The organism is Mesorhizobium sp. B263B2A (genome assembly GCF_020165775.1).
GTDB classification, from domain to species: domain Bacteria; phylum Pseudomonadota; class Alphaproteobacteria; order Rhizobiales; family Rhizobiaceae; genus Mesorhizobium; species Mesorhizobium opportunistum.
This window is the reverse complement of sequence record NZ_JAIUIU010000001.1, coordinates 752,898-771,823: the sequence shown is the minus strand read 5'-3', so window position 1 is coordinate 771,823 and position 18,926 is coordinate 752,898. Positions and strand designations below refer to the sequence as shown.

Here is an 18,926-nt window from a genome sequence, read left to right as displayed (position 1 = left end):
AAGACGTAAATGGCAGCCAAAAGCATCATCAGCCGGCCGGTCTACGGAACGCTTTCTCCGCAGCCCGGCAAGCACCATCTTTTCATCGCCGATGCCGAAGGGGCGCTCGCTATTTCAGACATGGCCGCAAGAGCCCCGGCCGGGTTTTTCGACGATGCCGAGATCGTCTTCATCCCCGGTCCCGATGGCAAGCACGTCGCCGCCCTTGAGGCGCTGAAGCCGGCGCAGTTCCACCAGGCGCCGTCCTTCGCCAGCCTGCTGCCGAGGCTCAGGCATACCTTGGCCAACGCGCATATGGGCCTGCGCCTCTACCTCGCCGGCACCGAAGGCCTGATCGGCCAGGCGATGCAGGTGGCGCTGGAAGCCGGAATCGACCACACTTCGATGCAAACAGAACATCGCGGCTCGCTGGCACGGCGCATGCAGTGCGTCCATTGCAAGGGCATCACCGAGAACGTGACGACGCAGCCGGCGACCTGCGCGCATTGCGGCCTGCTGCTTCTGGTGCGCGATCATTATTCCCGGCGCCTCGCCGCCTTCCAGGGCGTCTGCATCAATGCCGAGGATCGCTCGGAAATTCCTCCAATGGAGGAGGCTTTCCCATGAGCACCGGCACCACCAAGCTCGATGTCGTGGTCAGCGATGTCGTCCCGGTCAACGACCTCGTCACCCGTTTCCATTTCCGGCGGCGCGACGGTGAATTGCTGCCGACCTTCTCCGGCGGCGCCCATGTCGTGGTCGAGATGCGCGATGGCGAGCGCACAAGGCTCAATCCCTATTCGTTGATGGGCTCGCCGCTCGACACACGCGAGTACACGATCTCGGTGCGCCGCGACGATGTCGGCCGTGGCGGCTCGCTGTTCATGCACCGCAATGTCAGGCCGGGCCTGGAGATGGTGATCAGCTATCCCGTCAATTTGTTCTCGCTCGACCTCAGGGCGAAGAAACATCTGATGCTGGCCGGCGGCATCGGCATCACGCCGTTCATGGCGCAGACCGCGCAGCTGGCGGGAGAGGGCGGCAATTTCGAACTGCACTACACCTGCCGCACCGCCTCGCTCGGCACCTATGCCGATGTCCTGCGGCAGCGCTACGGTCGCAGGGTCCAGCTCTATCACGACGACCGCGAGGAGCGCATCGATCTCGACCGGCTCTTGTCTTCGCAGCCGCTTGGCACGCATCTCTACGTCTGTGGCCCGGCCGGCATGATAAAGTGGGTGCGCGACCGCGCGGCAAGCCTGGGCTGGCCCTCGGAGACCGTGCATTTCGAGCATTTCGCGGCACCCCAGCCCGGCTTGCCCTTCGATGTGACTCTGGCCGTCAGCGGCAAGGCGATCCGGGTCGGCGAGCAGCAGAGCCTCTTGGAAGCAATCGAGGCGGCCGGCGTCGATCCGCCCTATCTCTGCCGCGGCGGCGTCTGCGGCCAGTGCGAGACCAATGTCATCTCATCCGACGGCAAGTTCATTCACAACGACCACTGGCTGAGCGAGGAAGACCACCGCTCCGGCTGCAAGATCATGCCGTGCGTCTCGCGCTTCGAGGGCCGGTCGCTGGTCTTGGAAAGATAGGAGGCGAAGATGGGCATCACCTTTCGCAAGGAAACGTTCCGCGACGACTTCACCTTCAAGAACAGCCCTGAGCACATCAGGCGGTTCCCATTTCCGTTCCACGAAGACAGCTACATGTACGCCGTCAACATCGAGCCGCATGTCGTGGGTCCGAAGGGCAGCGTGCTGGAGAACCTGATCGACGTCGACGAGCACTATGTCGCCGAGATGCAGGACCGCGCGCTGGTGCTGGCCGAGGATCCGCTGCGCTGCCAGTCGCTGCCGCACATGACGCTGGCCGGCTGGGACCTGCTGGAACTCCTGATGGAGCAGCAGGCGTTGGGCTATCCCGAACATTTCACCCTGACCCGCAACGGCGACCGCTGGCGCTGGATCAACCGGCCGCTCGGCATCGACGACACCTTCACCTTCGGCGACACCTCGACGCTGCCTTACGGGCCGATGGAATACATCACCCGCCAGAGCCAGGGCGATTTCTGCATCCTCGACCAGCGCGACGGCAATCTGTGGATGGATGCCGGCATGGTCACCACCCAGGCCGATTGGTCGCTCGACTTCGACATCGGCATGAATTTCTTCGAGTGGCACGCGCCGGTGCCGCTGGCGCACGAGAAAGGGATTTTCGTCAGGGCGCTGAAGTTTCTCACCAACATCCAGCAGGGCAAGCCGGCAAGGCGGCTGAACTGGACGATGACCATCAATCCGCGCCTCGACACCAGCCCGGAGAACTACCACAAATGGGGTCCGGACCGGGCGACGGTGACGCCGGAGAATGTCGGCGACAAGGTGCATCTGCGGGTTGAGTTGCAAAGCTTCTGGCGCCTGCCACGCTCGAACGGCATCGTCTTCCCGATCCGCTGCTATCTGATCAAGATGGACGAGTTGGTGACACAGCCGAAATGGGCACGCCGCCTGCACCGCGTCATCCGCGAGCTGCCCGATGAACTGGCCAACTACAAGGGCCTGACGCGGTATAGGCCGACGCTGGTGGAGTGGCTGTCAAAGCTGGATGATGGGAGCCCGACGAGCGCGGGGTTTGGCCCGGATTGAATAACTGATGTCGGCGCTGCCCCAAATCAGCCAATCTCCCCCCAAGAGGGGGAGATGCCCGGCAGGGCAGAGGGGGGGCGCCGTAGAGCGCCGGCCCTGCCCAATGTCCCGCTTCCGCGATGCTCACGACGCGTCGCTTAGCCCAGCCACAATCACGACGTGCTGGCAGACATTGTCGATATCGCGAATGACATCGTCGTTCCAGAAGCGCAGGACCGTCCAGCCAAGCGCTTCAAACTTGGCGGTTCTTACAGCGTCCGATTCCGACGTTTCCGCCTGGCCATGCTGGACCCATCAAGCTCGATGATCAGCTTTTTATCCGGGCATGCAAAATCGGCGATATGGCCAGCGATAGGCATCTGGCGCCGAAACCCCAGTCCCATCAGCCTGTGTGCCCTGATCGCGTTCCAAAGCTTGAGTTCGGCATCGGTCATCACCTTGCGCATCCTGCGTGAATTGCGGCGATTGTTGGCGGACACCAGATTATGCGTCATCGCGGTTCGCCCCCCTCTGTCCTGCCGGACATCTCCCCCTCAAGGGGGGAGATCGAATGTCACTTCGGCCTTCGCCAACCGTCAATGCTGCAAAAGAGACCGTCGCGAGCCGCCGATCCTCCCGGGACCATGGGAAGATCGAGCTCCGCTCAACCCGCGCTCTGTGGATAGCAAATAATCGACAGGTACCGCATCGGCAGCTTCGTCAGCTGCTCCGGCCCATGCGGCGCATCGGCGTCGAAGAACAGGCTGTCGCCGGGTTTCATCGGGTAGAGGTTGCTGCCGTGCCGGTACACGACTTCGCCCTCCAGCATGTAGAGGAACTCCATGCCCTCGTGCTGGAAGGTCGGGAACACATCGGAATCCTCGGTCAGCGTGATCAGATAGGGCTCGACGACGACGCCGCTGGTGTTGGAGCCGATATGGCCGAGCAGATTGTACTGGTGGCCGGCGCGGGTGCCGCGGCGCTCGACGTCCAACCCCTGGCCGGCCTTGACGAAGACCGCACTGCGCTCCTCCTCGAAGCGGCGGAAGAAGGCTGTCACCGGAACGCCGAGCGCGCGTGACAGCGCCTGCAAGGTGGTCAGTGACGGCGAGGTGATGCCGTTCTCGATCTTCGACAGCATGCCGAGCGAAATGTCGGTGGCGACCGCCAGATCGGCGACCGTGATGCCAAGCTTCTTGCGGAACGCCCGCACCTCGCGGCCGATCGCCACCTCCAGCACTTTCTCGCGGGTGTCGCGAATGGCATGCGGGTTTTGCGTCAGCGGCGCCCGGATGGTCTTGCCGTCCGCCGAAACCTTGGGCGACGGTTTTGCCTTTACGGGTCCTGGACCGGCCTTGGAATCGGAAATTGTCTTCGCCATCTCGCCCCCCGAACCAGAAGATTCATTTCACTCAAGGTGAACATGTCAGGTGCCGATACAGGAGCGCAACCGCGACGGCAAGCCATCTTATGTCGCACGCGCCAGTCCGGCGATCGCGGCCGCCGCAAGTTTTTCGCCAGGAATCCATTGTGCGCAAATGCAGTTCCCGCAGATGTCTGTTGACAGCACCGAAGCGCCAATTACTGTCCTGTCAGTGAAATTTGTTTCGCTGGGGAAATCAAGAAGAGGAGGCCCGGAATGAACACTCGCGTTGCCGTCATCGGAGCCGGCCCGTCCGGTCTGGCCCAGCTCAGGGCCTTCAAATCGGCTGAAGACAAGGGCGCCGACATTCCCGAGATCGTCTGCTTCGAAAAGCAGTCCGACTGGGGCGGCCTGTGGAACTACACTTGGCGCACCGGCCTCGACGAGCATGGCGATCCGGTGCACGGCTCGATGTACCGCTACCTCTGGTCGAACGGACCGAAGGAGTGCCTGGAGTTCGCCGACTACACTTTCGAGGAGCATTTCGGCCGGCCGATCGGCTCCTATCCGCCGCGCGCCGTGCTCTGGGACTACATCAAGGGCCGCGTCGAGAAGTCGGGCCTGCGCAAATGGGTGCGCTTCAACAGCCCGGTGCGCATGGTGACGTTCTCGGACGAGACCAAGAAATTCACCGTCACCGCGCATGACCGCACCAACGACGTCACCTATTCGGAAGAGTTCGACAATGTCGTCGTCGCCTCCGGGCATTTCTCGGTGCCCAATGTCCCGTATTTCGAAGGCTTCTCCACCTTCAACGGCCGCATCCTGCATAGCCACGATTTCCGCGACGCCATGGAATTCAAGGGCAAGGACATCCTGATCATCGGCCGCTCCTATTCGGCCGAGGACATCGGTTCGCAATGCTACAAATATGGCGCGAAATCGATTACCTCCAGCTACCGCTCCAAGCCGATGGGCTTCAAATGGCCGGAGAATTGGAAAGAAGTGCCGCTCTTACAGAAGGTCGTCGGCAAGACCGCACATTTCAAGGACGGCTCGACCAAGGATGTCGACGCCATCATTCTTTGCACCGGCTACCTGCATTCCTTCCCGTTCCTGACCGACGATCTGAAGCTCAAGACCGCCAACCGCATGTGGCCGCTCGACCTCTATGAAGGCGTCGTCTGGGAGAAGAACCCGCAACTCTCCTACATCGGCATGCAGGACCAGTTCTACACCTTCAACATGTTCGACGCGCAGGCCTGGTTCGCCCGCGACGTCATCATGGGCCGTATCAAGCTGCCGTCGGCCGAGGCGATGGCCGAGCACGGCGCCAAATGGCGGGCGCGAGAGGAGACGCTCGAAGACGCCGAGCAGATGATCTGGTTCCAGGGCGACTACACCAAGGAGCTGATGGACCAGACCGATTATCCGGGCTTCGATGTCGAGGCGGTCAACCAGACCTTCATGGAATGGGAGCACCACAAGGCGGAGAACATCATGGGCTTCCGCGACCACGCCTACCGCTCGCTGATGACCGGCACCATGGCACCGCTGCACCATACGCCTTGGCTGCAGGCGCTGGACGATTCGATGGAGAGCTATCTCGAGGTGAAAGGCGTCGCGGCCGAGTAGTGGCCCCAGGAGGCTTTGGCGTCAGCTTGGCACAATGACCCAGCCGTGGCGGCGCTTGTCGTAGACTGACTTTGTCGGCGCCGGGAAGGACGGATCGGCGAAACAGCCGACGGCCACGGCGACCGCCTCCGGTTTTCGTGACGGATACCAGAACACGGTAGACCCGCACGTTCCGCAGAAATGGAAGCTGATCGGGAAGCCGCTGTCGGAATCGCGTTGGAATGTCTTCGATTGGCCCCGGATCTCGGTCGCCGCGGCGTCGAAGAAGGCCGCGATGCCAAACGGGCTGCCGGTCCGCCGCTGACAGTCGAGGCAATGGCAAAGCGACACCAGGATCGGCTCTTGCGGGCAATGTATCTGCAATTGTCCGCAGGTGCAGCTGGCTACCCTGCTGGTCATTCTCTTCTCTCCTTTTGGCGGTATTGGCGGTTGAGTATTACCCCAGTCTCGCCCGTGCCTTCGCCGTCCAGGCATTGAACAGCCGGTCGGCGACGATGCCGATGAAGGCGATGGCGAGGCCGGCGACGATGCCGCGGCCGGAATCGGCCTTCGACAGCGCGATGAACACCTCCTGGCCGAGGTCGCGGGTGCCGACCATGGCGCAGATGATGATCATCGCCAGCGCCATCAGGATCGTCTGGTTGACGCCGAGCATGATTTCGGGAAGCGCGAGCGGCAATTGCACACGGAAAAACGTCTGGCGCGGCGTGCAGCCCGAAACCTTGGCCGCCTCGATCAGCGCCGGCGGCACTTGCCTGATGCCGTGATTGGTGTAGCGGATGGCCGGCACCACGGCGAAAGCGATCGTGGCGATCATCGCGGTGACGTCGCCGACGCGGAACAGCATCACCACCGGGATGATGAAGCAGAAGGACGGCAGCACCTGCAGCGTGTCGATGACGGGCGTGACGATCTTCTCGAAGCGGTCGCTGCGCGCGGCCATCAGGCCGATCGGAATGCCGATCAGGCAGGCGATGAAGGCCGAGATGCCGCAAAGATAGACCGTTGCCATGGTCTTCTCCCACAGGCCTGTGACCGCGCAGAAAGCGGTCAGCGCTGCGACCAGGGCAGCCAGCCTCAAACCTGAAAGCTGATAGCCGGCAAGGCCGAGCAGCAATACCGCACCCAGCCACGGAAAGCCTTCGCAGAAGGCGCGCACCGGGTTCAGCACATTGAGGATCAGCGCCACGCGAAACGCTTCGATCGTGTCGAAGAAGTTGATGGTGACCCAGTTCACCGCCGCCTTCCACAACGGCGCCGTGGTGAAGGTGATCGCCTTCGGCACCGCCGCGAAGGCCGGCACGAACAGGCCGATCAGCGTGGTGACGGCAAGGATGGCGATGGCCAGGGTCAGATTGGGATAGCGCCGCCAGAAGCTCGGGCCCGCCTGCTGATGGATATTGCCCTTTGCCTGCTTGTGGGCGATGGCCTGGCTCAGCCGGTCGAGCGCGATGGCCAGTGCGACGATCGCGAGGCCGGCTTCCATCGCCTCGCCGACCTTCAGGGCGCGCAACGCCAGGAGCACGTCGTAGCCGAGGCCGCCGGCGCCGATCATCGAGGCGATGATCACCATGTTGAGCGCCAGCATGATCACCTGATTGACGCCGACCATCAGCGTCGGCCGTGCCGAGGGCAACAGCACGCGCCACAGTTTCTGCCGCGCCGTGCAGCCGGCCATCTCGCTGAAATCGTCGATCTCGGACGGCACCCGCGACAGGCCCAGCATCGTCGCCCGCACCATCGGCGGCGTGGCGAAGATAGCGGTGGCGATCATCGCGGACACCGGGCTGTTGCCGAACAGTAGCAGCATCGGGATGAGGTAGGCGAAGGTCGGGATGGTCTGCATCAGGTCCAGGGCAGGGGAGACGATGAGCCTCTCGGCCCATGGCTTGCGCCACGCCCAGATGCCTGCGAACAGCCCGGTCACGATGCAGAACGGCACGGCGATGGAGATCAGCGCCAGCGTCAGCATGGCGCTGGTCCATTGGCCGAACAGCGCGATGTAAAGAAAGCAGCCGCCGACCAGCAGCCCGAGTTTTCTGCCGCCGGCGGCATGCCCGGCGATGAAGGCGGCAGCACACACGCCAATCCAGGACAGCCGCGGCAGCACAGAGACGTCCGCGCCATGGCCGATTTTGAAACTCTTGGCGAGGAGATTGAGCGCGAAGTCGAGCGGCACGCCGAGCACGGCGGTGATCGAGCGGGTCAGCCACGACAGGTTCGACTTGATCCAGCGCATCAGAGCGCTGACCCAGTCGGCGACCGGCACGATGGCGCTGGCCGGGTAATTCACAGCCCAGGGCAGGTTGTCCTGCAGCAGGAACAGCACCAGCACGGCGGCCAGCGCGAGCGCCCAGATCGCCAGCCACCGCTGAACGGGCAGCCTTGCCTCGCTGGCGCTTGCCGTGACGGTCATCCGCCGACCCCGGAACGCTCGATGCCGGCCAGCAGCTCGATCACCGCTTGCGGCGTCACTTCGCCGATCGGTTTGCCGGTGCCGTTGACCACCGCGAACGGCTTGCCGGAGGACACGATGTCGGCCGAGAAGCTGGCGATCTTGGCTTCCGGCGCAACCGTGCCGCCGTGCTCCGATCCATCGCAGGCGCGCATCAGGCCGCGGGCCGAAATCACCTTGGCACGGTCGACGTCGCGCGTGAACTCGGCGACGTAGTCGGTTGCCGGATTGACCACCAGCTCCTCCGGCGTGCCGATCTGGATAACCTCGCCGTCCTTCATGATGGCAATGCGGTCGGCCAGCCGGATGGCTTCATCGAAATCATGGGTGATAAATACGATGGTCTTATGCAGCATGGTCTGCAGCCGCATCAGCTCATCCTGCATCTCGCGGCGGATCAGCGGATCGAGTGCGGAGAACGGCTCGTCGAGGAACCAGATTTCCGGTTTTGTCGCGAGACTCCGGGCGATGCCGACACGCTGCTGCTGGCCGCCGGAAAGCTCGCGCGGATAGAAATGCTCGCGGCCGCGCAGACCGACGAGCTCGATCACCTCTCGGGCCCGCGCCTCGCGCGTCGCCCGATCCTGCCCCTGGATGCTCAAGGGAAAGGCGATGTTGTCGAGCACGTTGAGATGCGGCAGCAGCGCGAAATTCTGGAACACCATGCCCATGCGATGGCGCCTGAGCTCGATGAGGGCCGCGTCGGAAATCTTGAGCAGGTCCTTGCCCTCGAATTCGACCTTGCCATGGGTCGGCTCGACCAGCCTCGACATGCAGCGCACCAGCGTCGACTTGCCGGAGCCGGACAGGCCCATGATGATGAAGATCTCGCCTTGGCGGATCTCGAGATCGACGGCGCGCACCGCGCCGACCAGGCCGGCGGCAGTGACGTCGGCCATGCTGGCTTTGCCGTCGCGCTCGCGGATGAAATTGGCCGCGTTCGCCCCGAACAGTTTCCAGACATTGCGGCAGGCAAGTTTTACCGGGCGGCCATCCGTACCCGGTTGAACCGCCCCCTGTTCAGTCCCGTCCGTCATCCAATCGTCCTTCTGGAACATCGACCATGGAGGCCCGGCCGATCGGACGGCCAGGTCTCCTTCCAGTCGGAACGGTCACTGCGCCCAGGCTTTCCAATCCGCCTCATGGGCGGCGATCCAGGCGGCGGCGACATCTTCCGGCGTCTTGCCGTCGAGGTCGATCTCGCCGCTCATCTTGTTGAGTTCGTCGGTGTCGACCGTGTAGGCCTTGGCCACCTTGTAGGCGACCGGCCATTTGTCCTTCATGCCGGACCAGGAGTATTTCCAGATTTCGCCATGCGGCTTGCCGCAATCATATTTAGCGTCCGGGTTCACGCCCCATTTCGGGTCGTTGTAGCATTCGGGCGTGTATTCGGGGAATTGCACCCACTCGCCCTTGTACTTGGCCGGTGCCCAATGTGGCGAGTATATCCACAGCATGATCGGCGCCTTGCGCTGATAGGCTGAATCGAGTTCGGCGAACATCGCCGCATCGGTGCCGGCATGGATGACGGTGAAGGGCAGCTTCAGTGCTTCGACGCGTTCGTCGTCAAAGCCTTCCCAGGTCACCGGGCCGCCAAGATAACGGCCCTTCGGCGCGGTCTCTGCCGTCGAGAAGGCCTCGGCGCATTTCGGGTCCTTCAGCGCTTCCCAGTTGGGCAGGCCGGGGCATTTCTCCTTCATGTATTCGGGGAACCACCATTCTTCCTTGGCCTTCGGACCGAGCTTGCCGAGCCGTTCGGTCTGGCCGGTCGCATCGGAGGCCTTCATGGCCTCGCCGGCGGTCGTGTCCCAGAACTCCAGGCCGACATCGAGGTCGCCATTGGTGAGGCCGGTGGTCAGGCTGGAGAGGTAGTCGGCGGTCGGATATTCGACGGTGTAGCCGAGCTTTTCGAGAATGCCGCCAAGGATCTTGGCGTTGAGGTTGACGCTGGTCCAGTCGAACAGCGCGATCTTGATCGGGTCGTTGGATTCCGGTGCCGCGGCTTTGGCGGAAGGCGTCAGCAGGCTCAGCGTCGCCAGCGCCACGGCGCCCAGCGATAGTTTCGAAATTCTACTGCGAAGTGACATGCTTGTTCTCCTTCAAGCTGTGACGGTTATCGTTCGTTCCCTTCTTGCGTCTTTTTCTGCCGTTCTGGGTCTTTCCCTGATTGTGTTGGAAAGACCTGTCGTTGCGCAAGGCCGTTGCCGCTCTGACGCGGCCAAAGCCGGCGCAGGCGAGATTGTGCTGAATTGGGGGTGATGAAATATGCCGGGAGGGTCAGCGTCATGGCTGCCGACGGATCGCTGCGGGAGCGATCACCTGCGGATCAATTGCCACTCCTGCGGCGCCCTGCACGGTGCAAGCCATCAAGGTCCCATGATCTCGGCTGTCGGTGCGGCAAGCCCCTTCTTGCCACGGCCGTTTCATAGGATGAAATTATATATACCAACGTTCATCGCGCGCAACGACTAAGGCTTCGCGAGATGCATAAATTCAGACTGCTGGCGAAGACCGGCACCCGACCGCCGGCATTCCTACCAGCAGACGTAGCCGCCATCGACGATCAGGTCGAGGCCGGTGACGAAGCTCGATGCGCGACTGGCCAGGAACACCGTCGGCCCGACCATTTCCTCCGGTGTCGCCATTCGACCTATGGGCGTGTCCCGCTTGAAGATCTTGATCTCTTCAGCGACCTCCGGCCGTTTGTTCATGGGCGTCAGCGTGTAGCCCGGGCTGACGGCATTGACGCGCAGGCCGCGATCAGCCCACTCCATTGCGAGGCTCTTCGACATGTGGATGACGGCGGCTTTCGAGGAATTGTAATGCGCCTGCGTCAGCCCGCGATTGATGATGGTGCCCGACATCGAAGCGATGTTGATGATCGAGCCCTTGCGCCGCGTCAGCATCTTGCGCGCCTCGGCCTGGCAGGACAGGAACACGCCGGCGACATTCACCTCGTGCACCTTCCGCCACGTCTCCAGCGACAGTGTTTCGGCAGGTTCGGAACCGGCAATGCCGGCATTGTTGACCGCAACCGTCAGCGCACCGAGTTCAGCCTCGACACGATCAATCGCCACCGCGAGGTCGCTCTCCGAAGTCACCGTGCCGGTCAATACCAGCGCTCTGCGGCCAAGTGCGGTGATCCGCTGCGCTGTTTCGTCCAGCCCGCCCTTCGACGCGTGGCCGAAACAGGCGACGTCGGCGCCGGCTTCGGCCAGTCCGATCGCGATCGCCTGGCCTATGCCGCTGCCCGCGCCAGTAACCAGTGCGACATCGCCGTCCAGCTTGAAAAGATCCATCTTACCCTCCCTGCTCAGGGAAGGTATGCGTTGTACCATGCTTCGATCAAGCGTCCTGTGGGCCCAAGCGGATTGCCAGTTCGCAAGGCTCAGAAATATCCGTCCGAAGCAGCCGTGGCCTCCTTCGGGATTTCGACGCTGTCGACCAGGATCTTGTCGACCAGTTCGTGGTGGAAGCAGACCAGCCCCTTGATGCGCTCGGCCTCGTGCACCGGCTCCGGATAATACCAGACCATGTTCTCGTGCCGCTTCTTGCCGGTCGTCACGTGATAGTAGTTGGAGAGGCCCTTGTAGGGGCAGCGTGAGATGTAGCGGCTGGGCGCGAACATATCGAGCCGCGTGTCGGAGATCGGCAGGTAGTGGCGCACCGGATGGCCGGTCTCGAACAGGAACACGCCACGGCGTGAATCGGCGACCTGTTCGCCGTCGAGGATGACCTGCACCCGCCGTGAGGAGGGCAGGCAGTCGACGCGGCGGAACGGATCGCGGGCGTGCACGAAGATTTCTTCGTCCTCCTCATACCAATGCGTCATCTTGGGCCAGTAGAAGGACATGTAATCCGACAGCAGCGGCGATCCCTTGACCGGGTCGAGGTAACGCCAGGCGGCATCCTCGACCAGCGTGATGCCGGTGTTGAGCGAATAATGCGTGGCGACACCCTTGAACGGACTCTCGGTCGTCGTCGCGCTCGGCAGCAGGAACTCCTCGCGCACGTCGCTCAGCGGGAAGTAGTAGACCGGCAAATGATCGCTCTCGTAGAGCACCAGCGCCTTGGTCGTGTCGGCGACGATCATCGATCCGACCTGAACACGCAGCCGCTTCTGCATCGGCATGGTGAAGGCGACGTAGCCCGGCTCGAATTCATACTGCACGATCGTATCGAGCAAGGGGAAATGCGGTCCGCGACCGCGCAAATGAGGCTTGCGAATGGTAGTCTCCCGTTTTCTTGTCTTGGCGGCCGCGCGGTTGGACACGGGCGTCAGCCTATGGATACTCGATCGAGCAGCAGCCCGGCGGCGATCGGCGGCAGGCCGCTGACATTCTTGCGCACCGGCACCAGCAGGTCGGGGAAGTAGCTGAAGATCACCGGCGTCTCGTCGATCAGCAGTTTCTGGATGTCGGAAGCGGCCTTGCGCTGTGCGCCGATGTCGAGCGCCTTCAGGTAACTGGTGACCATGCCGTCATAGGCCGGGCTCTTGAAATGCGCCGCGTTCCACGGGCCGTCGCTGACCAGCGGGCTCTTGAGGAACACATTCGGCACGCTGCGATGCGCGTAGTCGGTGATCCCAAGCGGGCTGTCCAGCCAGTCCGACTGGCCGAACACCGCCTTGCCGTAATATTTGTCCTGGTCCTCGATGTTGAGCGCGATGCGGGCGCCGATCTCCTTGGCGAAGTTCTGGAACAGCTGCGCGTAGCCCGGAATGTCGGAATAGCGCAGCGTCGTCAGCGTCATGTCGAAACCGCCAGCGAGACCCGCTGCCTCGATCAGCTGCTTGGCCTTGGCGATGTCCTGGACACGCTGCGGCACAGATTTGTCTGTCGCGGGGAAGGCCGGCGCGAACGGGCTGTCGTTGCCGGTCGCCGCCATGCCGCGGCACAGGCCATCGACCAGCTTGGAACGGTCGATGCTGAGCGCCAGCGCCTGGCGCACGCGCTTGTCGGTGAACGGGCCGGTGTCGCAGCGCATGTGGAGCTGGCGATGCGCGGTCGAGGCGACACGCAGCACGGTGATGTCGGGACTGTTCAGCACGACCTGGCTGACATCGAGCGGCACCGCGTCGAGGATGTCGACCTCGCCGGCCTGAAGCGCCAGGATGCGCGGCTGCACGTCGCCGTAGAATTTGAACTCGAGCCGGTCGGGCAGAGCCTTCTCGCCCCAATAATCGGGGTTGCGCACGAATGTCGCGCCGACCTTCGGCGTGTAGCTCTCCAGCCGGAACGGGCCGGTGCCTTCAAAGGTCTTTTCGTAGTCGCCCTTGTAGCTCGCCGGCAAGATGACGGCGTTGTAATTGTCGATCGACACCGAATAGGGAAAGCTGCCGTTCGGTGCGTCGAGATGGAAAGCGACGGTGTGGTCGTCGACCTTCTGCGTGCCGCCCTTCGACAGCAGGCCCTTGAAAACCGAAAGCGCGTTCGAGGCACCATTGGGATCGGCCAGCCGGTCGAAGGTCGCGACGACGTCGTCGGCCTTGAAGTCCTCGCCATTGTGGAATTTCACGCCCTTGCGCAGCTTGAAGGTCCACACGCTGCCGTCTTCGTTCGGCGACCAGCTTTCCGCCAGCACCGGCTTCAGGGTGAGATCCGGTTGCGTGATGCAGAGAAATTCGGCGGTCTGGAAAACCAGCTGGTAGCTGCCGCTGTCATAGTAGGTGACGGGATCGATGGCGCCGCCGGGCGTGGCCACGCCGGCGCGCACCGTGCCGCCGGGCTTGCCCTCGGCGCGGGCTTTCTGCGTGCCGAGGCCGGCAGCGGCGGCAAGGCTGCCCAGGAACGGCAGGGAAAGGCCGAGAACGCTGCCATGGCGCAGGAAATCGCGCCGGTCGAGCCTGCCTGCCAGCAATTCGTCAACAGCGGAATTTTCGATTGCTGTCAGGTTTTTGCGAGTGGCGTCGATCGTCATGAAATGCTTCGGCATGGCTGCATTCCTCGCTTGCCCTTGGGGGATCGGGCCATTTAGGTCATTGTTGACCGCAGCCGGAAAGCGATATTTTTTGATGGGGTCCATCGAAATTTTCGATGCAGGAGCAAAGCCATGGATACCGAAAACCTGCGCAGTTTTCTGGAGGTTGCCGAACATGGCAGCTTCACCGTCGCCGCCAATCGGCTGAACCTCGCCCAGTCGACCGTCAGCGCGCGGATCAGAGGGCTGGAGGAGCAGTTGGGGCGCCGGCTTTTCGTGCGCGATCGCGATGGTGTCACGCTGACGCCCGCCGGCCGGCAGTTCCTGCCGCATGCTTCCTCGATCACCCGCACCTGGGAGCAATCGCGGCAGGACATCGCCGTTCCCGATGGTTATGAGACATTGCTGCGGCTGACCGCACCCGCCTATCTGTGGGATTTGATCACCTCGCCATGGGTCGAGTGGATGCGCGCCAAGCGGCCGAACGTGGCGCTGCGGCTCGAAGGCAGTTTCCCGGATCTGGCGATCGACCAGCTGGCGGAAGGCCTGCTCGACATCTGCATTCTCTACCTGCCGCGCCCGCATCCCGGCATCGTCTATGAAACGCTTGCCGTCGATCAGGTCGTGCTGGTCCAGCATGCCGCGCAGACGAAGCCGTGGACCGAGAACTACATCCTGATGGACTGGGGGCTCGAGTTCCGCATCGAGCACGACCGCGCCTTTGCCGGCATGGTCAAGCCCGCCATTTCCGCCGGGCTGGTCTTCATCGGGCTGCAGCATGTGCTGTCGCGGCAAGCGGCGGCCTATCTGCCGCTCAGTGCCGTCAGCGGCCATATCGAACGCGGCGAGATGCGGCGCATCGACAACACGCCGGTGTTCCAGCGGCCGATCTATCTTGCCTATCCCTCCAACCCGGTCTCCTCGGATGTCCTGGATGTCGCGTTGACCGGGCTGCGCTCGCTGGCCAGGGACTGGACCAGCGATCAGGGTTTCTCGGAAGGCGACCGCTCCTTCAGCATGGCCGGCCGGATGTGACCGGCCAGGCAATGCGATCACCCGCGCGATGCCTTGCTATGCCGGCTCGGTCACCGGCGCCTTCTGCAGCCTCGCCAGCTCCGCATAGGGAATGTGGCATCGGATGGAATGCCCGAGCTGTGCTTCGGCGAGCGGCGGCTCCTGCTCCTCGCAAATCGGGCCGATCTTGCGCGGGCAGCGCGTGTGGAAGACGCAGCCTGAGGGCGGATTGGTGGCGCTGGGGATTTCGCCGTCGAGGCGAATGCGTGCCGTCTCCGTCTGGTCCAGTCTTGGAACCGCCGACAGCAGCGCCTCGGTATAGGGATGGTGCGGCCCGGAGAACACTTCTTCCGATGGCCCGAGCTCCATGATGCGGCCGAGATAGAGGACCGCGATCTTGTCGGAGAGGTAACGCACCACGCCAAGGTCGTGCGAGATGAAGATGTAGCTGACGTCTTCCTTCGATTGCAGGTCGGCGAGCAGGTTGAGGATGGCGGCCTGCACGGAGACGTCGAGCGCCGAGGTCGGCTCGTCGCACACCACGATGCGTGGATCGCCGGCGAAGGCGCGCGCGATGGCGACGCGCTGCTTCAGGCCGCCCGAAAGCTGGCGCGGCTTGACCGCCAGATGCCGCTCGGTCAGCCGCACCGAACGGATGAGGTCGTTGAGACGGGCCTCCAGCGCCTTGCCGGAGAGGCCAGCCAGCCGCTTCAGCGCCCGGCCGATCAGGTGGCGGATCGAATGCGAGCGGTTGAGTGCCGAATCCGGATTCTGGAAGACGATCTGCATCGCCTTGACCTGGTCGTCGCCGCGGTTCTCCAGCCGTGGTGCCAGCGCCTTGCCCTCGAGCTCGATGGTACCGCCGTCATCGGGTGGCACAAGGCCAAGCAGCAGCCTGGCGAAGGTGGTCTTGCCGCTGCCGGATTCGCCGACCAGCCCGAGCGTTTCGCCCGGGCGAAGATCGAGCGAGACGTCCTTGACGGCGCGCAAGGCATGGCCATGGCTGGCATAGGTCTTGTTCAGCCCCGTGACGCGCAGCACGGGTGCTGCCGCCGGCTTTGGCACGGGCGCCACATCGCTCGGCGTGGCGCGCGGCAGCGATTGCGCCTTGTCGTGATGGAAGCAACGCGACAGCCGCTTGCCTCGCTCGTCGCTCAGATCATAGAGCGGCGGCAATTCGGTGCGGCAGCGGTCGTCCGCGAGCGCGCAGCGGTCGGCGAAGGCGCAGCCCTTGATGTCGGCGCCAATGCCCGGCAGGAAGCCCGGAATGGTGTCGAGCCGGCCCTGGTCCTTGCGTTGGCCGCCGCGCGGCAGGCAGCGCAAGAGCGCCACCGTATAGGGGTGGCGTGGATCGTTGAACACAACATCGGTCGGTCCTTCCTCCACCAGCATGCCGGCATAGAGAACGCCGACACGGTCGCACATGTTGGAGACGACGGCGAGGTTGTGGCTGATGAACAGGATCGACGCCGACAGCTCCTGCCGGAGCTGCGCGATCAGGTCGAGCACCTCGGCCTCGACCGTCGCATCGAGGCCGGTGGTCGGCTCATCGAGGATCAGCATCGAGGGGTCGTTGGCCAGCGCCATGGCGATCGCCACGCGCTGCTGCATGCCGCCGGACAGCTGGTGTGGGTAACGCTGCATGACGCTCGTCGGATCGGAGATGCGCACCCGGTTGAGCATGGCGACGGCGCGATCGGTGGCTGCCTGGCCCGTGATGCCGCCAAGCTCGAAAATCTCGGTCAATTGCCGGCCGACGCGGATCGAGGGGTTCAGCGCCTTGCCGGGATCCTGATAGACCATCGAGACGCTTTCGGCGCGAGCGCGCCGCAGGGCCTCGCCGTCGAGCTTCATCACATTCTGGCCGTCGAGCGAAATCGCGCCGCCTGTGATCGAACCATTCCTTGGCAAATAGCGCACGACGGTGAGCGCCACGGTGGATTTGCCGCAGCCGGATTCGCCGACCAGCCCATAGGCCTCGCCCTGGCCGATGTTGAGGCTGAGATTGCGCAGCACCGCCCGGTTGCGGCCGGCGACCCGGTAGGCGACCGATAGGTCGTGCAGTTCGAGGGCGTTCTCCGCCTTTGTGTATTGGACCGTGGCGGTGTCAGTCATTGAGCGCTCCGTGAACGCCATCGGCGGCCAGGTTGACGCCGATCACCAGCGAGGCGATGGCGAGCGCGTCGAACAGCACCGTCCACCAGAAGCCGCCGCCGATCATGCCGTAATTGCTGGAGATCGACAGCCCCCAGTCCGGCGACGGGGGCTGGATGCCGAAACCCATGAAGGAGAGTGTCGCGACCGCGAAGATGGCATAGCCGAGCCGCACAGTGGTCTCGACCAGGATCGGCGGGATGACGTTGGGCAGGATCTCGACGAACATCGTATGCAGCGCACTCTCGTGCCTGAGTTGGGCTGCGGCGACATAGTCGAGTTCGCGCTCCGCCAGCACCGCCGAGCGCACGGTGCGGGCAATGATCGGTGCGAAGCTGAGGCCAATGACGACGATGACCGTGGTCTTGGAGGTGCCGAGCGCGACGATGGCGAGCAGCGCCACGATGACCACGGGAATAGCCATGAAGGCTTCGAGGATGCGGCTGACGACATCGTCGACGAGCCCACGGAAATAGCCGGTGAGCAGGCCGAGCGCGGTGCCGGCGATCGTCGCCAGCAAGGTCGCCAGCGGAGCGACGGTGAGGATGTCGCGTGAGCCGACGATGACGCGCGAGAAGACATCGCGGCCGATCTGGTCGGTGCCGAACCAGTGTTCGGATGAAGGCGGCGCCAGCGCGTTGATGATGTCGTCGGCAAGCGGATCGTAGGGTGCGAAATGTTCGCCGAACAGCGCGCAGGCGACCCAGAACATGACGATGGCGAAACCGACGAGGAACGTCCGCGAGCGCAGCAGGGAGAAAAAGACCTCCGCCACCGCGCCGCGCCGGCGCGTATCGTCTTGTGCGGGTGAGGTGGTCTGGACGACGCTCATTGATCTGACCCCAGCCGGATGCGTGGATTGAGCACGGAATAGAGGAAGTCGGCGATCAATGTGGCCACCGCATAGACGATGCCGATGGTGAGGATGCCGGATTCCAGCATCGGGAAATCCTTGCCGCGCGCGGCGGTGAAGATCAGCGACCCGATGCCCTGGTAGCGAAACAGCGTCTCGATCACCACCAGGCCGCCGATGAGGTAGCCGGTTTGCGTTGCAATCACGGTGATGGTCGGCAGCAGCGCATTGCGCAGCACATGGCGCCAGATCACCGTGCGCCAGGGTAGGCCCTTGAGCACCGCCGTTCGCGTATAGTCGGAATCGAGCGCCTCGATCATGCCCGAGCGCGCCATGCGGGCGATATAGCCGAACAGCACCAGGAACAGCGGCAGCGAAGGCAGGATCAGATAATAGAGCTGGGTGAAGAAGCCGGCATCCTTCGGCCATGCCGCCGAGATCGGCAGCCAGCGCAGCCAGACGCCGAAGATCAGGATCAGGATGATGCCGGTGACGAACTCCGGCAGCACCGTCACCGAGAGGCCGCCAAGGCTGATGAGCCGGTCGAGCGGCCGGTTGAGGTTGAGCGCTGCAATGACGCCGCCGAAAATGCCGATCGGCACCACCAGCACGAAGGCGACGGCAGCCAGCTTCATCGAATTGCCCAGCGCATCGATGACGAACGGCGCCACTGGCGAGCGGAAGATGTAGGACGTGCCCATGTCGCCCCGGATAAAGTTCCAGATCCAGGTCGCATATTGGGTGAGCAGCGGGCGATCGACGCCAAGCGTGTGATTGAGCGCGTCGACCGCGCGCTGGTCGGCGAACGGCCCCAATATGGCGCGCCCGACATTGCCGGGCAGAACCTGGCCACCCAGGAACACCATGATGCTGAGCAGGAACAGCGTCACCAGCGACAGCGAGACACGCCGGGCAAAGAAGGAGAGAATGGCTATG

General features: G+C 63.5%; 16 protein-coding genes and 1 pseudogene. 5 read left to right on the top strand and 12 right to left on the bottom strand.

The window, feature by feature from the left end:
• The first annotated feature begins 9 nt into the window (after positions 1-9).
• Genes LB568_RS03750 through LB568_RS03740 form a run of 3 tightly spaced genes read left to right on the top strand, consistent with a single transcriptional unit; the run spans position 10 to position 2,618 of the window.
• Positions 10-606, top strand: coding sequence for a dimethylamine monooxygenase subunit DmmA family protein (locus LB568_RS03750; RefSeq protein WP_224729137.1), 597 nt, complete (start codon positions 10-12; stop codon positions 604-606).
• On the top strand, positions 603-1,568 hold the full coding sequence (locus tag LB568_RS03745) for a PDR/VanB family oxidoreductase (protein WP_224729136.1): 966 nt from the start codon (positions 603-605) through the stop codon (positions 1,566-1,568). Before LB568_RS03750 ends, LB568_RS03745 begins: the two co-directional genes overlap by 4 nt.
• A gap of 9 nt (positions 1,569-1,577) precedes the next feature.
• Complete coding sequence (locus tag LB568_RS03740) at positions 1,578-2,618, top strand: heme-dependent oxidative N-demethylase family protein (protein ID WP_224729135.1); 1,041 nt, start codon at positions 1,578-1,580, stop codon at positions 2,616-2,618.
• Between the two features lie 123 nt (positions 2,619-2,741).
• Here LB568_RS03740 and LB568_RS03735 read toward each other — a convergent pair.
• A pseudogene (locus LB568_RS03735) lies at positions 2,742-3,112 on the bottom strand (endonuclease domain-containing protein).
• A 149-nt stretch (positions 3,113-3,261) separates the two neighbouring features.
• The gene (locus LB568_RS03730; protein WP_013896770.1) at positions 3,262-3,978 is read right to left on the bottom strand and encodes a helix-turn-helix domain-containing protein; all 717 of its coding nucleotides are present in this window, start codon (positions 3,976-3,978) and stop codon (positions 3,262-3,264) included.
• A 258-nt stretch (positions 3,979-4,236) separates the two neighbouring features.
• Here LB568_RS03730 and LB568_RS03725 point away from each other — a divergent pair, with 258 nt between their 5' ends.
• Positions 4,237-5,595: an NAD(P)-binding domain-containing protein gene (locus LB568_RS03725; RefSeq protein WP_013896769.1), complete on the top strand. Its 1,359-nt coding sequence runs from the start codon at positions 4,237-4,239 to the stop codon at positions 5,593-5,595.
• A gap of 21 nt (positions 5,596-5,616) precedes the next feature.
• Here the strand turns inward: LB568_RS03725 and LB568_RS03720 are convergent, their stop codons facing one another.
• From LB568_RS03720 to LB568_RS03690, 7 genes are all read right to left on the bottom strand, one after another.
• On the bottom strand, positions 5,617-5,994 hold the full coding sequence (locus tag LB568_RS03720; protein ID WP_013896768.1) for a GFA family protein: 378 nt from the start codon (positions 5,992-5,994) through the stop codon (positions 5,617-5,619).
• 37 nt (positions 5,995-6,031) lie between these two features.
• Positions 6,032-8,011 (bottom strand): ABC transporter permease, encoded by a 1,980-nt coding sequence (locus LB568_RS03715; RefSeq protein WP_013896767.1) that lies wholly within the window; start codon positions 8,009-8,011, stop codon positions 6,032-6,034.
• On the bottom strand, positions 8,008-9,087 hold the full coding sequence (locus LB568_RS03710) for a quaternary amine ABC transporter ATP-binding protein (RefSeq protein ID WP_013896766.1): 1,080 nt from the start codon (positions 9,085-9,087) through the stop codon (positions 8,008-8,010). Before LB568_RS03710 ends, LB568_RS03715 begins: the two co-directional genes overlap by 4 nt.
• Before the next feature lie 75 nt (positions 9,088-9,162).
• Positions 9,163-10,137 carry an ABC transporter substrate-binding protein gene (locus LB568_RS03705; protein WP_140574477.1) on the bottom strand — a complete coding sequence of 325 codons (975 nt, stop codon included), beginning with the start codon at positions 10,135-10,137 and terminating at the stop codon, positions 9,163-9,165.
• A gap of 447 nt (positions 10,138-10,584) precedes the next feature.
• Positions 10,585-11,349, bottom strand: coding sequence for an SDR family oxidoreductase (locus LB568_RS03700; protein ID WP_224729134.1), 765 nt, complete (start codon positions 11,347-11,349; stop codon positions 10,585-10,587).
• Positions 11,350-11,438: 89 nt separating this feature from the next.
• Positions 11,439-12,236, bottom strand: coding sequence for a DUF427 domain-containing protein (locus LB568_RS03695; protein ID WP_224729133.1), 798 nt, complete (start codon positions 12,234-12,236; stop codon positions 11,439-11,441).
• A 92-nt stretch (positions 12,237-12,328) separates the two neighbouring features.
• Positions 12,329-13,984: an ABC transporter substrate-binding protein gene (locus LB568_RS03690; protein ID WP_224729131.1), complete on the bottom strand. Its 1,656-nt coding sequence runs from the start codon at positions 13,982-13,984 to the stop codon at positions 12,329-12,331.
• A 117-nt stretch (positions 13,985-14,101) separates the two neighbouring features.
• On the opposite strand from LB568_RS03690, the gene LB568_RS03685 reads away from it, so the two are divergent.
• Positions 14,102-15,004, top strand: coding sequence for a LysR family transcriptional regulator (locus tag LB568_RS03685; RefSeq protein ID WP_224729129.1), 903 nt, complete (start codon positions 14,102-14,104; stop codon positions 15,002-15,004).
• A 36-nt stretch (positions 15,005-15,040) separates the two neighbouring features.
• Here the strand turns inward: LB568_RS03685 and LB568_RS03680 are convergent, their stop codons facing one another.
• Genes LB568_RS03680 through LB568_RS03670 form a run of 3 tightly spaced genes read right to left on the bottom strand, consistent with a single transcriptional unit; the run spans position 15,041 to position 18,919 of the window.
• Complete coding sequence (locus LB568_RS03680; protein WP_224729128.1) at positions 15,041-17,098, bottom strand: ABC transporter ATP-binding protein; 2,058 nt, start codon at positions 17,096-17,098, stop codon at positions 15,041-15,043.
• A complete protein-coding gene (locus LB568_RS03675) occupies positions 17,091-17,969 on the bottom strand; it encodes an ABC transporter permease (RefSeq protein ID WP_013896759.1) in 879 nt (292 codons plus the stop codon). Before LB568_RS03675 ends, LB568_RS03680 begins: the two co-directional genes overlap by 8 nt.
• Positions 17,966-18,919, bottom strand: a complete 954-nt coding sequence (locus LB568_RS03670) for an ABC transporter permease (RefSeq protein ID WP_224729492.1) — start codon at positions 18,917-18,919, stop codon at positions 17,966-17,968. Before LB568_RS03670 ends, LB568_RS03675 begins: the two co-directional genes overlap by 4 nt.
• Between the last annotated feature and the right edge of the window lie 7 nt (positions 18,920-18,926).

Coding starts and splice junctions, on each gene's coding strand:
- LB568_RS03725 (WP_013896769.1), top strand. CDS start 4,237: ATGAACACTCGCGTTGCCGTCATCGGAGCCGGCCCGTCCGGTCTGGCC.
- LB568_RS03720 (WP_013896768.1), bottom strand. CDS start 5,994: ATGACCAGCAGGGTAGCCAGCTGCACCTGCGGACAATTGCAGATACAT.
- LB568_RS03715 (WP_013896767.1), bottom strand. CDS start 8,011: ATGACCGTCACGGCAAGCGCCAGCGAGGCAAGGCTGCCCGTTCAGCGG.
- LB568_RS03710 (WP_013896766.1), bottom strand. CDS start 9,087: ATGACGGACGGGACTGAACAGGGGGCGGTTCAACCGGGTACGGATGGC.
- LB568_RS03675 (WP_013896759.1), bottom strand. CDS start 17,969: ATGAGCGTCGTCCAGACCACCTCACCCGCACAAGACGATACGCGCCGG.
- LB568_RS03680 (WP_224729128.1), bottom strand. CDS start 17,098: ATGACTGACACCGCCACGGTCCAATACACAAAGGCGGAGAACGCCCTC.
- LB568_RS03740 (WP_224729135.1), top strand. CDS start 1,578: ATGGGCATCACCTTTCGCAAGGAAACGTTCCGCGACGACTTCACCTTC.
- LB568_RS03700 (WP_224729134.1), bottom strand. CDS start 11,349: ATGGATCTTTTCAAGCTGGACGGCGATGTCGCACTGGTTACTGGCGCG.
- LB568_RS03705 (WP_140574477.1), bottom strand. CDS start 10,137: ATGTCACTTCGCAGTAGAATTTCGAAACTATCGCTGGGCGCCGTGGCG.
- LB568_RS03750 (WP_224729137.1), top strand. CDS start 10: ATGGCAGCCAAAAGCATCATCAGCCGGCCGGTCTACGGAACGCTTTCT.
- LB568_RS03690 (WP_224729131.1), bottom strand. CDS start 13,984: ATGCCGAAGCATTTCATGACGATCGACGCCACTCGCAAAAACCTGACA.
- LB568_RS03685 (WP_224729129.1), top strand. CDS start 14,102: ATGGATACCGAAAACCTGCGCAGTTTTCTGGAGGTTGCCGAACATGGC.
- LB568_RS03730 (WP_013896770.1), bottom strand. CDS start 3,978: ATGGCGAAGACAATTTCCGATTCCAAGGCCGGTCCAGGACCCGTAAAG.
- LB568_RS03745 (WP_224729136.1), top strand. CDS start 603: ATGAGCACCGGCACCACCAAGCTCGATGTCGTGGTCAGCGATGTCGTC.